We start from the raw sequence: 17,089 nt of genomic DNA, 5'->3' as shown, positions 1-17,089 counted from the left end.
ATGAAACTAATCCGTTTGCTCGCGTGGGGACCACTCATGCTGACACCTCTGTCGACAGCCAGTGCTGGATCTATCCAATCAGAGCTTTCAGTGTTTAATGCGGAAGACTGCAAACCAGTGTTGAGGATTATCTGGATCGGAACAACATTGACCGGCAACAGATACAAAGGATCGAATATATTACCAGTTACCTCTCTGCCGGTGAATTTGGTGAAGAGAAAGAGTATGAGAGCTGGATTGGGTTTAAAAGCTGCACCGGTAATCTTGTCATCAAGATGGACCGTGCCTGCTATATCAAAACAGACTACACAACGAGCCAGTGCAGCAAAAAAGGATTACCCAAAAATTAGATCCGCTTCTCGAGCCCGCCGGTTTTAATAATGAAATCAGCAACGGTGCCAACACCCTCACCAGCCTTGATATTCGTAAAGGTAAATGGACGTTCTGCACGCATTTTTTTGGAATCCCTATCCATAACCCCCAGATCGGCACCCACCAAAGGTGCCAGATCAATTTTATTGATAACCAATAAATCTGACCGGGTTATGCCAGGCCCACCTTTGCGCGGTATTTTATCTCCGGCTGATACATCAATCACATAGATGGTTATATCTGCCAACTCAGGTGAAAAAGTTGCGGCAAGATTGTCTCCGCCACTTTCAATCAGGATCAACTCAAGCCCCTCAAAAGCTTCATTTAGATCCGCAACTGCTGCCAGATTAATGGATGCATCTTCACGAATTGCTGTGTGCGGGCATCCCCCCGTTTCCACCCCAACAATACGTTCCGGATTTAAAGCCCCCGAGCGAGTTAGGAATTCTGCATCTTCACGAGTGTAAATGTCATTCGTAATGACGGCAATATTGTAATGGTCACGCAAATACTTGCATAAAGCATCCGTCAATGCCGTTTTACCTGATCCAACCGGGCCGCCAATTCCAACGCGAAGAGGGCCATTTAAAGAAGACGTCATGATCGAAATAACCTCGTATACTGTGTTTCATGTCTTGCGGAACACCAATCAACCATAAGGGTTGCGGATCCCAAATCATCCAGAGTTGAAAAGAGGACTTCTTGTACAAGCTCTGCACATTTTTCCTCCAAAGCAGCGATAGCCAACTGCCCATCAGTCTGCCCCAAAGGAACCAGCCTTACTGCTGCCGACACCAAATTACTGACAAAGCCATGTATATAGCCGGTCAGCGCGACTTCTATTGTCATATCGCGACCGGCTGCAGCTGCACCCACCACGACCGGATAGGCAATGGGACCAGCCCACTGTTCTTTCAAATTAGCGAGAGCCTGAGACGGAAAAGACCTTTCAGTAATTGTCATGAAAGCACGCCCTTGAGCTGTCGTTTCCAATTCAAGCTCTTTGGTTGGGCGAATGGCGTACGCAAGCTCTGCAACCTTATAGAGACGATCAGGATCAGTAGCCTGAACGGCCCGAAAAGTTTCACAAAACAGAATGCCGTCGTTCCGACCACTTCCATATTCCAAGATAGCTGAAATCCAGTCCTGCAGCTCACTCACGTTATTTATCAGCCCATCTTCTACGGCTTGCTCGATGCCATGGCTATATGTGTATGCACCCACAGGATATGATGGAGACATCCACGACATAAGCTCATATATGGCAGTCAGGTTCATACTAGCCCCTCTCGCTTTTCAAGGCATCGGAACCATGCCCATGACTATGCGGATGGTCATGCTCATGAGAGTGACTTTCTGTCTCACCATGCCCGTATGCACCACCTTCTGGATCAAATGGCGCCATCAGGCGAACTGGTTTGGCTCCTAAAATAACCAACATTTCTTCAATGACATGATCCTGTCGGATCCGAATTTTTTCCCCCATTAACTGCGTTGGCAGATGCCTGTTTCCAAGATGCCATGCGACACGGATGAGAGCAGCTGTATCCTTACAATAAACATCAACGACTGCCTCTGGGGCCGCTTTAACTTCGATGCCAGCGCCATCAGGTAAAAGTAATATATCGCCATCCCGCAATGTCTGAACTTTAGCCAGATTGAGCAGAAAATCTTCTCCGCCGTCCATCGTCAAACGAATACGTCGCCGCCTACGGTTATCAAAATCGAGCGTTACCGTACCAATAATTTCGCCGGTGTAATTCTGCCCTGCAGGTAAAATCTCAGTGACCGTTTTCATATCATCAATACATAAAATATCGTTGCGCCATCGGGACAACGGTTGCAGGCTCACAGGTCAATATTTCACCGTTTGCCTTAACGATATAAGTTTCGGGATCAACCTCAAGATCCGGGGTCGCGTCATTATGGATCATTGCGGATTTACCAATTCCTCCCCTTGTATTGCGGACAGCCAACAGATCTCTTTCCAACCCTAATGTTCCCGCGATGTCAGAATTCAGCGCGGCCTCGCTGACAAAAGTGACCGAACTATTGGTCAGGCTTTTGCCAAATGAGCCAAACATAGGTCGATAGTGAACAGGCTGAGGGGTGGGAATAGATGCATTGGGATCCCCCATGGGAGCCATGGCAATCGTTCCACATTTCAGGATTAAATCTGGCTTCACACCAAAAAATGCTGGCGACCACAAAGTCAAATCCGCCAGCTTACCAACCTCTACGGATCCAACATATCTATCAATGCCCTGAGCGATCGCCGGATTTATTGTATATTTGGCGATATATCGTTTAACGCGAAAGTTATCATTTTCACCCGTTTCTTCGACCAACCGACCGCGCTGACGTTTCATTTTATCTGCCGTTTGCCAGGTTCGGATCAACACTTCTCCAACACGCCCCATAGCCTGACTATCCGATGAAATGATGGAAAATGCCCCCATGTCGTGAAGAATGTCTTCGGCAGCAATAGTTTCTTTACGGATACGACTTTCGGCGAATGCAACATCTTCAGGAATATTGGGATCCAGATGATGGCACACCATCAACATATCCAAATGCTCGTCAATGGTGTTTACAGTAAAAGGGCGGGTCGGATTCGTAGAAGAAGGAATTACATTTTCTTCTCCGGCAAGGCGGATAATATCGGGCGCATGCCCTCCACCGGCGCCTTCCGTGTGAAACGCATGAATTGTCCTTCCCTTGAAAGCTGCAATCGTATCTTCAACAAATCCACTTTCATTGAGCGTGTCAGTATGAATGAGGACCTGAACATCCATTTCATCTGCAACGGATAGACAACAATCAATTGCAGCAGGTGTTGTTCCCCAGTCTTCATGCAATTTAAGCCCGCAGGCTCCTGCCTGAACCTGCTCAATCAACCCATCCGGAACACTGGCATTGCCTTTGCCGAAAAAACCAAGATTCATGGGGAAAGCTTCGGCTGCCTGTAACATACGACCTATGTGAAAGGCACCGGGAGTACAGGTTGTTGCATTTGTACCTGTTGCTGGACCTGTACCGCCCCCCATCATTGTAGTCACGCCACTCGCCAGCGCTTCTTCGATTTGTTGAGGGCAAATAAAATGAATGTGGGCATCAATTCCACCTGCCGTAAGAATTTTACCTTCACCGGCGATGATTTCAGTAGATGGTCCAATAACAATATCTACCCCAGACTGGATATCTGGATTTCCAGCCTTGCCAATCGCAGCAATTTTACCATCCCGTATTGCAACATCCGCTTTAACAATACCCCAATGATCAATGATCAAGGCGTTGGTAATAACCGTGTCAACAGCCCCTGCAGCGCGCGTTACCTGTGATTGACCCATCCCGTCACGGATAACTTTCCCGCCACCGAACTTCACTTCCTCGCCATAGGTCGTGAAATCCTTTTCAACTTCAATGAAGAGCTCAGTATCAGCGAGGCGAACCTTGTCGCCAGTTGTGGGGCCGAACATGTTGGCGTAACCACTTCGTGAGATTTGTACTGCCATTTTATTTCCCCTCCAATGGACCCATCACTTCACCTCTAAAGCCAAATATGTGCCGCTCGCCTCCGATTTTTGTCAGATTAACTTCCCTGCTTTGACCTGGCTCAAATCGAATTGCAGTGCCCGAAGCGATGTCCAGCCTAAAGCCTCTGGCTTTTTCCCGATCAAATTCAAGACCTGCATTTACTTCTGCAAAGTGATAATGACTACCGACCTGAACAGGCCTGTCACCTGTGTTAGCAACTACCAGTGTCCGCTTTTCCGCACCCTTGTTTAACTCAATGAACCCATCCTGAGTAATAACCTCTCCCGGTTTCATGGCTCCCCCTATCTAATCGGATTGTGAACGGTGACGAGCTTGGTGCCATCCGGAAATGTTGCTTCTACCTGAACGTCATGCAGCATATCCGCAATACCATCCATTACCTGATCTTTCGTCACCACAGTGCCCCCTTCGCTCATTAGGGTGGCAACTGACTTTCCTTCCCGTGCGCCCTCAATCACATAGTCGGTAATCAATGCCACGGTTTCTGGGTAATTCAGTTTAACGCCACGCTCCAACCGCCCACGTGCAACCATGGCCGCCAAAGACACTAGTAATTTGTCTTTTTCTCTCGGTGAAAACTGCATATTGCCTCCCTATCAAACTTCCCAAACTGCTGGCATGGGGCGATCCGCGCCAGTTATTATTTTCCGCGCAAGCGATATCAGTGCGATTAAATTTTGTCGTAGGCGGTGGGGCTTTTCATCCAGCGCCCGGACTATAACAGGCCCATTTTCTAGACTTGTCACACTAATGCGCCCTTTTTTCTCATTTGCGACAGCCCGCAATGGCTCTACGAGGTCTGCATTATGACGCGACATCATAACTATGGTTGCCATTGCTCGCGCTCCATCCAAGAGCGCAGAACGAGCAAATTCTCGGCTCATCATCCCGTCAAATCGAAATCGATCATACCATACGAGTTTGCCATTCCGCCGGATCTCCCATCCATCCACAAGTTTGGCCTGCTGCACGGTTTCCCCATGCGCCTGCCGTCCAAGAATGGTGGCCTCAACCGCCAAAAATTCTGCGCTCCCAATTAAGTCCACTTTATTCACGCGGTTAAATCGCGCGTTGTCGAATAGTATTGTCTCTTGTGGCAGCCATTCCAGATAAGCATCCTCTTCAACAGTCATCTGCGTATCAACGACCACATCCGGCCCAACTGATTTATAGATTTTTTCAGCTGCCTGTCCTGTTACAGTAAGATTTGCCCCCGCTCTTAGAAGAACATCATAGCTCATGTGATCTCCTCCGGTCAGGCCACCTGAAGTATTGATCAAGACCGCCTCAGGTGCATGAGCGTTATCAACCGATGGAAATCTGACGCGGCCACAACCCGACTGAAACAAATGTTTAAGATTGTTATCCAACCCCTCGCGGGCAAACTCGACTTCTACCCTCCCAGACGATCGCGCAAGAGTTAAAGTATCGACTTCCTCAGACGGTAAGAAATTTGCGAACGTCACTTTCTTTCATGTCCTTCTTCAGGCCCTCAAGAACAATTTCACCGCGATCCAACACCGCAAACCGATCTGCCAGGTCTCGCGCAAATTCAAAATACTGCTCCACCAGCAAAATAGCCATCCCTCCTTTGTCACGAAGAGTTGAAATAACCTTCGCAATGTCCTTGATTATTGAGGGTTGAATCCCCTCAGTTGGTTCATCCAACACCAAGAGACGCGGTTTTGTGACCAATGCCCGCCCGATTGCAAGTTGCTGCTGTTGACCACCTGAGAGATCGCCACCACGCCTACTCAACATGTCTTTCAAAACGGGGAATAGCTCAAAAATCTCCCCATTAATTTTACGCTCAGCCCTCGGAAGGCATGCAAATCCTGTTTTCAGATTTTCCTCCACCGTCAACAATGGAAAGATATCCCGGCCTTGGGGAATCACGGCGATACCCCGCCGCGCCCTGTCCGCGGCCCCAAGAGCCGAGATGTCTTCACCCTCCCAGGTGATCCTGCCTGCGCTTATCGGGTGCTGACCAACTACACCGCGAAGGGTGCTGGTTTTCCCAACGCCATTACGCCCCATCAAAGAAGTGACTTCCCCTTTTCTAACCTGTAACGAGACATTGCGAAGCGCCTGACTGGCTCCGTAATAGAGATCGATATTTTCTACATTCAACATTACTATCGCCCCAAATATACTTCGATAACCTGCGGGTCATTTGAGACCTTGTCCAGCGACCCTTCAGCAAGAACATGCCCTTCATGCAGTACGGTCACTCTGCATTTCAATGAACGCACAAACTCCATATCATGCTCGACAACCACGACAGAGTGAGTTTTCGCAATCAGCCTGAGTAACTCGGCTGTCTGTACAGTTTCCGCGTCTGTCATGCCAGCAACAGGCTCATCGACCAGCAATAACTCAGGGTCCTGCATCAGCAGCATTCCAATTTCGAGCCATTGCTTCTGTCCATGCGACAACTCTCCAGCCAGCCAATCTTTCTTCTCGCTCAACCTTATTGTTTCGAGAACATCCTCAATACGAGAGCGGTCCATTTCCGTTAAAGAGGCAAATAACGTCGCAAACGGTCCTTTGTCCCCCTTCAAGGACAGCTCCAGATTGTCAAAAACCGTATGACTTTCGAAAACGGTAGGTTTTTGAAATTTACGCCCAATCCCCAGATTGGCAATTCGAGCTTCATCAAGCTGCGTTAAATCGAAATTATCCCGAAAATACACTTCACCCTCATCAGGGCGTGTTTTGCCGGTGATGACGTCCATCATTGTTGTCTTGCCAGCTCCATTTGGTCCAATGATCGCCTGCATCTGACCCGGCTCAACCACAAAGCTAAGATCGTTCAACGCCTTAAATCCATCGAAACTAACGGAAACTCCGTCGAGATACAGAATTGAACTTATCGCATCAGACGTCTTTTTGCTGACCTGCATTTCCATCACTTCACTCCCGTGTCTGCAGCAGAACTTTTAAGAGCTATCCTGCGCTTAATCTTTTCAGCCCATAGCGGTACTGTTCCGACTATTCCCTTGGGAAGAACTAGTGTGGAAAAGACAAACAACCCACCAAGCATATAAAGCCATGCATCTGGTAATGCCCCGGTAAAGTAGCTTTTACCCCAGTTGATCAATACCGCTCCCAAAACGGCTCCCCACAAGGTGCCTCTTCCGCCTACCGCAACCCAAATGACAATCTCAATCGAGTTTGCAGGTGAGAATTCTGATGGATTGATAATACCAACCTGCGGGACATAGAACGCGCCAGCGATGCCGGCCAAAACCGCCGATATGACGAAGACCGTTAGTTTATAAAACTCCACACGGTAACCAGTGAAACGGGCCCGACTTTCCGCATCGCGTATAGCGATTAAAACGCGACCGAACTTGGACTGAGTGATGTAAACACACACCAAATATCCCACGAGTAACGCAATTACAGATCCACAGAACAGGCCGATTTTTGTACCATCTGCTCGCAAATCAAAGCCTAATATGTCCTTGAAATCTGTCAGCCCGTTATTCCCGCCAAACCCCATATCATTTCGGAAAAACGCCAGCAGCAAAGCATAGGTCATAGCCTGTGTTATGATCGAAAAGTAGACACCGGTCACACGAGAGCGAAAAGCAAACCAGCCAAATACAAATGCGAGCAGACCTGGAACCAACATCACCATTAAGGCTGCGAAAATGAAACTATCAAATCCGAACCAGTACCAAGGCAACTCCTGCCAGTTCAAAAACACCATAAAATCAGGGAGGTCCGGATTTCCATAGACTCCACGGTCTCCTATTTGGCGCATGAGATACATTCCCATTGCGTACCCACCGAGTGCGAAAAACGCACCATGACCGAGGCTCAAAATTCCACAATAGCCCCAAATCAGATCAACACTCAGCGCCAATAGTGCGTAGCACACATATTTCCCAAGCAGGCTGACCATATAAGTAGGAACGTGAAAGAAACTATCTGCGGGGATCCAGACATTTCCAATGATGATGTAAAGGGTGGCAGCAAGGAGTATCCCCATAAACGCTTTGCCACCACCCGGAAGGTCCGCCAATAGAGACACAAACGGACCTTTTTCTGTTGAGTTATTAGAGAGAGCAGGCATGTATTTACCCCTCTACAGAGCGACCTTTTAGAGCAAAGAGGCCCCGGGGTCGTTTCTGTATGAATAAGATTATGGCGACAAGAACCAGTATTTTTGCCAGGACCGCACCAGAATAGGGTTCAAGGAATTTGTTGACGATGCCAAGTGATCCAGCGCCGACAAGCGTTCCCCACAAGTTGCCAACTCCGCCAAACACCACAACCATAAAGCTGTCAATGATGTAAGCCTGCCCAAGGTTAGGGCTCACATTATCAATCTGGCTAAGAGCGACGCCTGCCATACCCGCAACACCAGAGCCGAGACCAAATGTCAAAGCGTCAACGCTCGCGCTTCGAACCCCCATTGAACGAGCCATCATGCGGTTCTGCGTAACAGCCCTCATCTGAAGCCCAAACAAAGTCTTCTTCAGCACAAGCATCAAAAAGAAAAGGACAAGAAGCGCAAATACGATAATTGCCAAGCGGTTGTAGGTAACAGATAATCCGCTGGTTATCTCCCAGGCACCACTGAGCCAGCTAGGAGTGCTCACCTCTTTATTTGTTGGCCCGAAAATCGTCCTTACAAATTGTTGCAAAATTAGACTAATTCCCCAGGTTGCCAGCAAAGTTTCAAGAGGTCTGCCATACAAAAAGCGAATTACGGATCGCTCCAGCAAAATTCCAAAGAGACCTGAGACAAGAAAAGCCAATGGGATAGCAACAATCAGGGAATAATCCAAAACACCCGGCATATAGAGCCTGCAGGTTTCCTGTATAACGTATGTCGTATAGGCACCTATCATCACCATTTCACCATGCGCCATATTAATAACGCCCATGACACCGAAAGTGATCGCTAAACCGATAGCTGCCAGCAATAAAACCGATCCTAACGAAAGTCCCTGAAACAGATTTTCTACCATTCCGTAGGTGGCAAGCTGCCTATCAACCGAAGCCAAAGCTTTTTCAACGGCTTTCGCAATCTCTGCCGAACCTTCCGATTTTTCTGTTGCGAGCTGCAAAGCTGCTTTTGACAACAGACCTTTAACTTCCTGTCCGCCAGCATCTTGCAAAGTTTCAACCGCTTTTAAGCGTATCTTTTTATCTTGCCCGTTGATCAGTTGAAGTGATGCTACAGCAATTTTAAATGCTGATTTAACATGTTCATCCTGCTCTTTTGAAAGCAGCTCTTCAAGCACTGGCAACATGGTCGGATCGCCACTCTTGAACACTGCGGCTGCGGCTGACAATCGGCGATCCGGGTCGATATGTGTAAGATCCAGCCGTCCCAGCCCAGCTTTGATAGCTGAACGAACTTTGTTGTTAATTCGAATTTTTTTAAGATCGGATTTTGTGAGCGAGGGAAACTCTGCTCCGGTCACTGGATCCGATATTTTCAGGGAACCTTCCTCACTTAAAACAAGCACAACACGCGTGCTATCAGTTTTTACTCTATAGAGATTACCCTGCATCAAGGCATTCAAAATTAGAGCGGCATTTTCATTTCCTGAACTTGCCAATTTTTCGACCGCAGCCGCCTTTTTTGAAAAACTTTTTTGCGCGATGCCGCTAACCAGTTCACCGGCTGAGTCGGCGCTCACAGGTGTCGGCCGAGTACATATTGCCAAAAAGCAAAGCAACACGCTCGCAATTAGAGTATGGGTACGCATGGGGATGGTTCCAGTTGCAAAGAGGATAGGGTGAGGGCAATCCCTCACCCGGTTCACCGTTTAAAACATTGGTTTTTCACAACCACCGCATACGAATGGGTAAGTCCAGTCCGCTGTTAGCTTTGCACTTTCAGGAATATAATTACTCCAGGCATCACCCTTCACAAGACCGTCAGTATTCCAAACTGTTTCAATCATTCCATCTTCCTGAATCTCACCAATAAGAACAGGTTTCGACAGGTGATGATTTGTATTCATGACGGCGACACCGCCAGTCAGGTTCTTGACTTCTTGGCCGTACATCGCCTGACGAACGGCATCTACATTAGTAGTTCCAGCCTGTTTGACGGCCTGCACCCACATGTTAAAGCCGATATAAGTGGCTTCCATTGGATCGTTGGTTACCCGCTTTTCATCCCCGATGAATGCCTTCCACTTTTCGATAAATGCTGCATTCTCCGCGGTTTCAACGCTCATGAAGTAGTTCCATGCGGCCAAATGTCCAACCAATGGCTTTGTATCGAGGCCGGCGAGTTCCTCTTCGCCCACAGAAAACGCCACTACTGGAATATCTGATGCATTTATGCCCTGATTACCCAATTCCTTGTAAAATGGCACATTCGCGTCACCGTTAATTGTGGAGACAACCGCTGTCTTTTTGCCCGCTGATCCAAATTTCTTGATATCTGATACAATTGTCTGCCAGTCGGAATGACCGAAAGGAGTATAATTGATCATGATATCTTCGTCTTTCACGCCTTTTGATTTCAAAAACGCTTCAAGAATTTTGTTAGTTGTACGTGGATACACATAGTCGGTTCCTGCGAGCACCCAACGCTCGACGCTACCGCCATCTTCACTCATCAGATACTCTACAGCTGGAATCGCTTGCTGATTAGGGGCCGCGCCAGTGTAGAAAACATTGCGCGAACTTTCTTCACCCTCATATTGCACCGGATAGAACAGCATACTGTTCAGCTCTTCAAATACAGGCAGCACTGATTTGCGTGAAACTGAAGTCCAACAACCGAAGACGACATCAACCTTTTCAACTTCGATCAATTCACGCGCTTTTTCAGCAAACAAGGGCCAGTTTGAAGCGGGATCGACAACAACAGCCTCTACTTTCTTGCCTAGAAGACCACCCTTTTTATTCAGATCATCAACCAGCATCAGAACCGAGTCTTTCAAGGTCGTTTCTGAAATTGCCATTGTCCCTGAAAGAGAATGAAGAACACCGACCTTGATGACATCATCAGCGGCAGTTGCTGCGGGTGCTGACATACCCAGCACACCGGCCGCAACCATTGTCGCTGCGGACAGTTTCCCTAAATATTTTGTGAGTTTGAACATGTGCACCTCCGTATCTGTTATTTTTGCACTGCAACCTACAGAGCAAAGGCTGTGCCAATACGGAAAAAATTACTTAATGCGCTGCTAACATGTTCAATTTTATGAAAAATATCCGAACAAAGCACACCATATCCCGGCATCATTAATGCACGCAAAACAGCCACTTCATCAAAATAACCGCCCAAAAATTAAGCAGCTATCGATTTTGAACAATAATTAATCAAACGAAATTTAAGCACTTGCTGTTTTTACAAGCATAAAGCGGCGAAGAAAGACAAATCAGGTGTTTTCTAAAAGATTTTTCTGCATTAGACTACTGCCGCGATCGGGGGTTGCATCGCTAAAAAACTGTTTACACTAAACCAATATTTTTGGTGCCGAGGGGGGCACTGGCGCGCCATATGAACTTCGCTAGCAAAAAGCTCAACGGATTTTATAAGGAACCGGAAAACCTGACTGACCGGGAGAAGCGCCTTATTGCCGAAAACCAGCGCCTGAAAAAACGCAACAAGCGCTTAAGCGGCGCAATGCTGTATTTGGTTACCCATGTGGAAAAAAGGCTACCCTTCTTTAACGCAGGAATTAAAGCTGCAAAAGAAGCCAAACAAAGGCTCAAAACAACTCCTATTGAGAATGTTAAGCCACCAGAAACAGAGCAAGTCCGCCCAAAGAAGCCTGCACGCAAAAAAATTGTGGGAGAAGCCTGGACCCCAGAAAACCTAAACAATACTACACGGCGTAAAGATCCGCCCAGCATGCAACAGATTCTGGCCAGTAAAAAACGGGATCGGGAACCGAGTGAAGACGATACCGATATTTCAAATGTTGTTTTTGTAGATCCAAAAGAAACTCTCCCCGCCCAGGAGACAACTAAAAAGACGCCACTTTACGAGCGAGCACAGGCCGCACGTGAAGCCACTGCCCCTGACGATACAGATGCTGTCGAGGAAACGTTGCCGACTGAAGAAATCAGCTCGGAAGTCTCTATTGCCACGGAAGAGACTGTAGCAACTTCGAGCAATGACCCAACGTTACTCACACCGGATCTCGCACCCGAAGAAATGAATATTCTTGCTGCCCCTACTCGTGATAAGGCGCAAGATATTTTCCATCCTCAGCCTTCTGAGTTGATGGAAGGCTCAGATGACATCAAGCCGTCCGCGAAAGAAGCATCACGTGCCTATATGGCTGTATCCGTCGCAGCAACACCTGTGCCGAATATTAACAGGGTTGAAAAAGAGGAAGTCTCTGAACTTGATGAGGATGACCTGATAATTGATCAGGTGGCCCGTCAAAACGAAGTGTTGCGCGCGGCAATGCTACGTCGCGTCAACCGCTTACGCTGGTAAGCTCACCGACTAGTCTTTACAGATTATGTGCGATACCTTAGGTGTTAAGCATGATTAATCTACCAAGCAATAAGACAACATTGACTGACGAACCCCGGTCACATCCTGTTCTGTATTCCTTTCGCCGTTGCCCTTATGCGATGCGCGCCAGAATGATGATTTACTTTTCTGGCGTACAAGTTGAACACAGGGATATTCTCCTAAAGTCCAAACCGCAGGAAATGCTTGAAGTCAGCCCAAAAGCCACTGTTCCAGTATTGGTGCTGGAAAATGGTGACGTTCTTGAAGAAAGCCGTGATATTATGGTTTGGGCTGCGCAACAAAATGACCCGATGCACCTGTATCCAGAACAAGAAGATATGCGCACTATGATTTCGGATCTTCTGGATGAAACCGACGGCCCCTTCAAATCGGCACTGGATCGCTATAAATACCATGTGCGGTTTCTGGAAAATTCTCGAGAACATTACCGCGAAGAGGGTGAAATCTTTTTCGTCAAGCTGGAAAAGCTGCTTGCAAACAACCAATTCCTGCTTTCTGAATCCCCGTGCATGGCTGATATTGGCATCTTTCCTTTTGTCCGCCAATTTGCCAATAGCGATCGCAGCTGGTTCGACAATGCTCCATACCCAAGACTGCAAAACTGGCTGGAATACTGGCTGGAACATAATGCCTTCAAGCATATCATGAAAAAATTACCGCAATGGTCACAGGAAACAGATCCTGTCTATTATCCTGAGCTTGAGGTAAGGCCAAACATCTAATGGACGCTCAATATTTTGGCGAAAGCGACGCCCTGTTCAGTGAATGCAATGCCTATCGCTACAAATTATGGCGAAGGTGGGCAGACGGCCCTTCGGTCGCTTTTTTGATGCTTAATCCTTCAACCGCTGACGCAACGCGAAACGATCCTACTGTCGAAAGATGTCATCGCCGCGCCGTGGAAATGGGATTTGGCGCGTTAGAAGTTATCAACATTTTTGCTTTTCGCGCGACGGATCCCAAAGATCTCAAAAAGGCCAAACACCCAATTGGCCCTTTAAATGACGAAATTTTACTGGAAACAGCCCGCAAAGCAAATATGACAGTATGCGCCTGGGGTAGTCACGGCGTACATCAAGAAAGAGACATGCAAGTCCGAAAACTTTTGAAAGATGCAAAAATCACCCCTCATATTTTGGCACTAACAAAGTTTGACCAACCCAGACATCCTCTTTATGTATCCTACTCGACCAAACCTATTCCATGGACAGAAATGTAATACCTTATGGCCAAACTCTATTTCTATTATTCGACCATGAATGCGGGTAAATCAACTACGCTTCTGCAATCTTCTTTCAATTATGAAGAGCGAGGCATGCAGACCCTGTTACTGACCGCGGCACTTGATGATCGCTTTGGTATTGGGAAAATTGCGTCGCGCATTGGATTGGAGGCGAAAGCAAATTTGTTTTCGGACACAACTGATCTACTGGAACTTACCAAAGACACAATAAAAAACAGAAAAATTGACTGTGTGATGGTTGATGAAAGCCAGTTTCTTTCACGCGACCAGGTATGGCAATTGTCTGAGGTCGCCGACCAGTTAAAAATTCCGGTTTTATGTTACGGATTGCGAACTGATTTTCAGGGAAACCTGTTCGAAGGAAGTCTGCATCTATTGGCATGGGCTGATGAACTGAAAGAGCTAAAAACAATCTGCCATTGCGGAAGTAAGGCAACAATGGTCATCCGTGTAGGTGCCGATGGGAAGCCAATAGTCGAAGGGGCTCAGAAAGAAATTGGCGGGAACGATAAATATATTGCTCTATGCCGGCGGCACTTTAAACAGGCGACCATAGAAGGAGTGGCGCAGCCCTAACCACTGCGCCCTTACAGCAATCTGGTCTTCACACTGGCGATTGCCAACACGATCCAACCAGCAATCATCAGAACCCCACCAATTGGAGCTATATTAAAACCCAATCCCTCACCCGTCCATGCGAGCCAATACAACGAGCCACAAAAGAAAACCGCGCCAACCAAACACAGGCTTGCAGACAATGTCACCCAGAAGTTATGCCCGCCCGAACGATTGCTAAGATAACCACAGGCAATTAACGGCACCACGCTGAACATGTGATATACAAGTGCTGTGTCGTGAAAGGATTTTGCCGCCCCGTTCCCCACTGTGATATGGGCACCTATTGCGCCTGAAATAACCGCCATCGCACCTAAAATACATGCAATAAAAATCCAGTTAATCGGCATCCTGAAGCTCCATAAAAAAAGCCGATGCAATTCGCATCGGCCTTTCTGATAAAATCAAACGAGTTTTAAGACAAGCTTGAAAAACGATCCAAATGGAAATCTGTATTTCCAAAAAGCATTTCAATCGTTGTCAGGCGCTTAAAGTAATGACCGATTGAATACTCATCGGTCATGCCCATGCCGCCATGCAACTGCACAGACTGCTGACCAACAAACTTTGCTGATTTCCCAATCTGAGCCTTGGCTGCTGATACGGCTTTACGCGTATCATCATCATGTCCAAGGTCAAGCTTCATCGCAACCATATCCGACATGGATTTTGATTGCTCCGCTTCCATATACATATCAACCATACGGTGCTGGAGTACTTGAAATTTTCCGATAGGCACACCAAACTGGCTACGTGTTTTTAAATACTCATTTGTAATTTCGTTTGCTGCAGACATTGCACCAACAGCTTCCGCACACAACGCACCAATTGCCCGATCAACAACGCGTTCGATAAATGGCGCGGCTTTTCCTTCTTCACCCAGCAAGGCGGAAGAGGGTACTGACACATTGTCAAAACGGATATCTGCTGCCCGCTGTCCGTCAACAGTTGCATAACCGCGAATATCGAGGCCGGCTGCATCTTTATCTACCAAGAACAGAGAAATGCCGTCTGCATCACGTGAGTTTCCGCTGGTTCTAGCAGAAACAACAATCTTGTCTGCTGTTGCTCCATGATAGACAACAATCTTCGTACCATTCAGAATGTAATTATCCCCTGACTTGGTCGCTGTCGTTTCAATGTCATTGAGGTTAAAGCGTGCCTGTTGCTCAGCATACGCAAATGCCAACATTGTTTCGCCCTCAATAACAGAGGGTATTACTGATTCAATCTGTTCGTTGTTACCAGCCTCAGCGACTAAAGTGCCCCCCAATAAAACTGTTGAAACAAACGGCTCAAGCACAAGACCGCGGCCCATGCTTTCCATCATAATCATCACTTCAACAGCACCGCCGCCAAAACCACCAACCTCTTCTGAAAAGGCCATACCCAGCCAACCAAGTTCAGCCATCTGTTTCCAGTGTTCGCGGCTAAAGCCCAATTCCGTCTGTGAAAGCTTAAGACGATCTTCCGGACCGTAATTATTCTGTACAAATCGATCCACGCTGTCTTTAAGCAACACCTGCTCTTCTGAGAGTTCAAAATCCATTGTTTTTCTTCCTTATAATCCCAGTACCATTTTGGAAATGATATTTCGTTGAATTTCGTTGCTACCACCATAGATCGTGGCAGCTTTAAGATAAAGGTGTTCAGCCATAGGCCCATGCGCGTAATCTGGTGCAAAATTCAGATCATTGCGCCCTTCACGAACAGCCTGACTTTCGTAAGCCGCACCATACATTCCCAAAGATTCCACGAGTAATTCAGTCAATCTCTGCTGAATCTCGGAGCCCTTAATTTTCAACAAGGAGGGCTCTGCTGTCAGTTTTTCACCTTTTTCGATTTTTGAGAGCATCCGCAATTCAGTATATTCCAGCGCCATCAAATCGACCTCAATCTGGGTCAATTTGCGCATAAAATCCCGATCCTGATTTAACAGACCTCCGTTTACACGCTCACTTGCTGCGATTTCATGCAAATGTTCCACCCGCAACTTTGATTGGGCGATTCTGGCAATACTGGTCCGTTCATTTCCTAAAAGGAACTTGGCGTATGTCCAGCCTTTGTTTTCTTCACCGACTCTGTTGGCAATCGGTACCCGCACATCGTCAAAGAAAACCTCGTTCAAAGTATGTTCTTTATCAAGGCCAATGATAGGGCGAACTGTAATGCCCGGGGATTTCATATCAATAAGCAGGAAGGAAATACCTTCCTGAGCTTTAGCATCCTGATCTGTCCGGACCAGACAAAAAATCATGTCTGCGTGTTGCGCATGTGATGTCCAGATTTTTTGACCATTTACAATATAGTCATCGCCATCCCGGTCTGCCCTTGTCTTCAAAGAGGCCAGATCTGAACCTGAGCCCGGCTCGGAATACCCCTGACACCACCAGTCATCAGAGTTGAGAATTCTGGGAAGATAATAGTCTTTTTGTTCCTGATTACCAAAAGTATAAATCACAGGACCAACCATACTTACGCCAAACGGCATAGGTGGCGGTGCCGAAGCCCGGCCCATTTCCTGAGCAAAAATATACTTCTGGGTCGCAGTCCACCCCGTACCACCATATTCTTTTGGCCAATTAGGTGCCATCCAGCCTTTTTCGTTCAGGATTTTTTGCCAACGCACTTGCCCTTCCTTGTCAAAATGCAAGCCACGCTGATACCTGTCTTTTACTTCCGCAGGTAAGTTGTTTTCGAGGAACTCGCGAACCTCCGCCTGAAAGGCTAATTCTTCTTCTGTGAACGACAAATCCATTGGGGTTTCTCCATTATTCTTCAGGATGTCTGTTGCATCCATTTGTCGACATGCTATGCGCTCTTAATAA

The 17,089-nt window shown here is 47.2% G+C and carries 20 protein-coding genes; 5 read left to right on the top strand and 15 right to left on the bottom strand.

All coding sequences use genetic code 11. From position 1 onward, the window contains the following. The gene (locus tag JCM23214_RS23295) at window positions 1–378 is read left to right on the top strand and encodes a hypothetical protein (RefSeq protein ID WP_148301771.1); all 378 of its coding nucleotides are present in this window, start codon (window positions 1–3) and stop codon (window positions 376–378) included. Here JCM23214_RS23295 and ureG read toward each other — a convergent pair. The 12 genes from ureG to urtA form a co-directional block, all read right to left on the bottom strand. Beyond that, a complete protein-coding gene (gene ureG, locus JCM23214_RS05070) occupies window positions 347–973 on the bottom strand; it encodes an urease accessory protein UreG (RefSeq protein ID WP_025897933.1) in 627 nt (208 codons plus the stop codon). The two genes, JCM23214_RS23295 and ureG, sit on opposite strands and share 32 nt — an antisense overlap. Further along, window positions 970–1,650, bottom strand: coding sequence for an urease accessory protein UreF (locus tag JCM23214_RS05065; protein WP_025897932.1), 681 nt, complete (start codon window positions 1,648–1,650; stop codon window positions 970–972). The genes ureG and JCM23214_RS05065 overlap by 4 nt, the downstream gene beginning before the upstream one ends. 1 nt (window position 1,651) lies before the next feature. Next, entirely contained in the window at window positions 1,652–2,170 is a 519-nt protein-coding gene (gene ureE, locus JCM23214_RS05060) for an urease accessory protein UreE (protein WP_025897931.1), read from the bottom strand. Between the two features lie 4 nt (window positions 2,171–2,174). Further along, the gene (gene ureC / locus JCM23214_RS05055) at window positions 2,175–3,887 is read right to left on the bottom strand and encodes an urease subunit alpha (protein ID WP_025897929.1); all 1,713 of its coding nucleotides are present in this window, start codon (window positions 3,885–3,887) and stop codon (window positions 2,175–2,177) included. A 1-nt stretch (window position 3,888) separates the two neighbouring features. Next, entirely contained in the window at window positions 3,889–4,203 is a 315-nt protein-coding gene (locus JCM23214_RS05050) for an urease subunit beta (protein WP_025897928.1), read from the bottom strand. 8 nt (window positions 4,204–4,211) lie between these two features. Beyond that, entirely contained in the window at window positions 4,212–4,514 is a 303-nt protein-coding gene (locus JCM23214_RS05045; RefSeq protein ID WP_025897927.1) for an urease subunit gamma, read from the bottom strand. 12 nt (window positions 4,515–4,526) lie between these two features. Further along, window positions 4,527–5,396 carry an urease accessory protein UreD gene (locus JCM23214_RS05040; protein ID WP_148301770.1) on the bottom strand — a complete coding sequence of 290 codons (870 nt, stop codon included), beginning with the start codon at window positions 5,394–5,396 and terminating at the stop codon, window positions 4,527–4,529. Then, entirely contained in the window at window positions 5,368–6,063 is a 696-nt protein-coding gene (gene urtE, locus JCM23214_RS05035; RefSeq protein ID WP_025897924.1) for an urea ABC transporter ATP-binding subunit UrtE, read from the bottom strand. Before urtE ends, JCM23214_RS05040 begins: the two co-directional genes overlap by 29 nt. Before the next feature lie 2 nt (window positions 6,064–6,065). Further along, window positions 6,066–6,839, bottom strand: a complete 774-nt coding sequence (gene urtD / locus JCM23214_RS05030) for an urea ABC transporter ATP-binding protein UrtD (protein WP_234397636.1) — start codon at window positions 6,837–6,839, stop codon at window positions 6,066–6,068. Beyond that, the gene (gene urtC / locus JCM23214_RS05025; RefSeq protein WP_051548082.1) at window positions 6,839–7,927 is read right to left on the bottom strand and encodes an urea ABC transporter permease subunit UrtC; all 1,089 of its coding nucleotides are present in this window, start codon (window positions 7,925–7,927) and stop codon (window positions 6,839–6,841) included. Before urtC ends, urtD begins: the two co-directional genes overlap by 1 nt. An 88-nt stretch (window positions 7,928–8,015) precedes the next feature. After that, window positions 8,016–9,659 (bottom strand): urea ABC transporter permease subunit UrtB, encoded by a 1,644-nt coding sequence (gene urtB / locus JCM23214_RS05020; RefSeq protein ID WP_025897920.1) that lies wholly within the window; start codon window positions 9,657–9,659, stop codon window positions 8,016–8,018. A gap of 60 nt (window positions 9,660–9,719) precedes the next feature. Then, entirely contained in the window at window positions 9,720–10,967 is a 1,248-nt protein-coding gene (gene urtA, locus JCM23214_RS05015) for an urea ABC transporter substrate-binding protein (protein WP_199899413.1), read from the bottom strand. A gap of 446 nt (window positions 10,968–11,413) precedes the next feature. Between urtA and JCM23214_RS05005 the strand changes: the two genes are divergently transcribed. The 4 genes from JCM23214_RS05005 to JCM23214_RS04990 are packed head-to-tail and all read left to right on the top strand — an operon-like array spanning window position 11,414 to window position 14,222. Next, on the top strand, window positions 11,414–12,361 hold the full coding sequence (locus JCM23214_RS05005; protein WP_025897917.1) for a hypothetical protein: 948 nt from the start codon (window positions 11,414–11,416) through the stop codon (window positions 12,359–12,361). Between the two features lie 50 nt (window positions 12,362–12,411). Further along, window positions 12,412–13,125, top strand: a complete 714-nt coding sequence (locus JCM23214_RS05000; RefSeq protein ID WP_025897915.1) for a glutathione S-transferase — start codon at window positions 12,412–12,414, stop codon at window positions 13,123–13,125. Further along, entirely contained in the window at window positions 13,125–13,622 is a 498-nt protein-coding gene (locus tag JCM23214_RS04995; RefSeq protein ID WP_025897914.1) for a DUF1643 domain-containing protein, read from the top strand. Before JCM23214_RS05000 ends, JCM23214_RS04995 begins: the two co-directional genes overlap by 1 nt. 6 nt (window positions 13,623–13,628) lie before the next feature. Then, window positions 13,629–14,222 carry a thymidine kinase gene (locus JCM23214_RS04990; protein ID WP_025897912.1) on the top strand — a complete coding sequence of 198 codons (594 nt, stop codon included), beginning with the start codon at window positions 13,629–13,631 and terminating at the stop codon, window positions 14,220–14,222. Window positions 14,223–14,233: 11 nt separating this feature from the next. On the opposite strand, the gene JCM23214_RS04985 is transcribed toward JCM23214_RS04990, so the two are convergent. From JCM23214_RS04985 to JCM23214_RS04975, 3 genes are all read right to left on the bottom strand, one after another. Next, window positions 14,234–14,611, bottom strand: coding sequence for a DUF423 domain-containing protein (locus JCM23214_RS04985; protein WP_025897910.1), 378 nt, complete (start codon window positions 14,609–14,611; stop codon window positions 14,234–14,236). A 65-nt stretch (window positions 14,612–14,676) separates the two neighbouring features. Further along, window positions 14,677–15,810: an acyl-CoA dehydrogenase family protein gene (locus tag JCM23214_RS04980; protein WP_025897907.1), complete on the bottom strand. Its 1,134-nt coding sequence runs from the start codon at window positions 15,808–15,810 to the stop codon at window positions 14,677–14,679. Window positions 15,811–15,822: 12 nt separating this feature from the next. Next, entirely contained in the window at window positions 15,823–17,019 is a 1,197-nt protein-coding gene (locus JCM23214_RS04975; RefSeq protein WP_025897906.1) for an acyl-CoA dehydrogenase family protein, read from the bottom strand. Between the last annotated feature and the right edge of the window lie 70 nt (window positions 17,020–17,089).

It is taken from the genome of Sneathiella glossodoripedis JCM 23214 (genome assembly GCF_000616095.1).
Taxonomy (GTDB): Bacteria; Pseudomonadota; Alphaproteobacteria; order Sneathiellales; family Sneathiellaceae; genus Sneathiella; species Sneathiella glossodoripedis.
The sequence above is the reverse complement of the archived record's forward strand: the minus strand, read 5'-3'. Positions and strand labels throughout refer to the sequence as shown.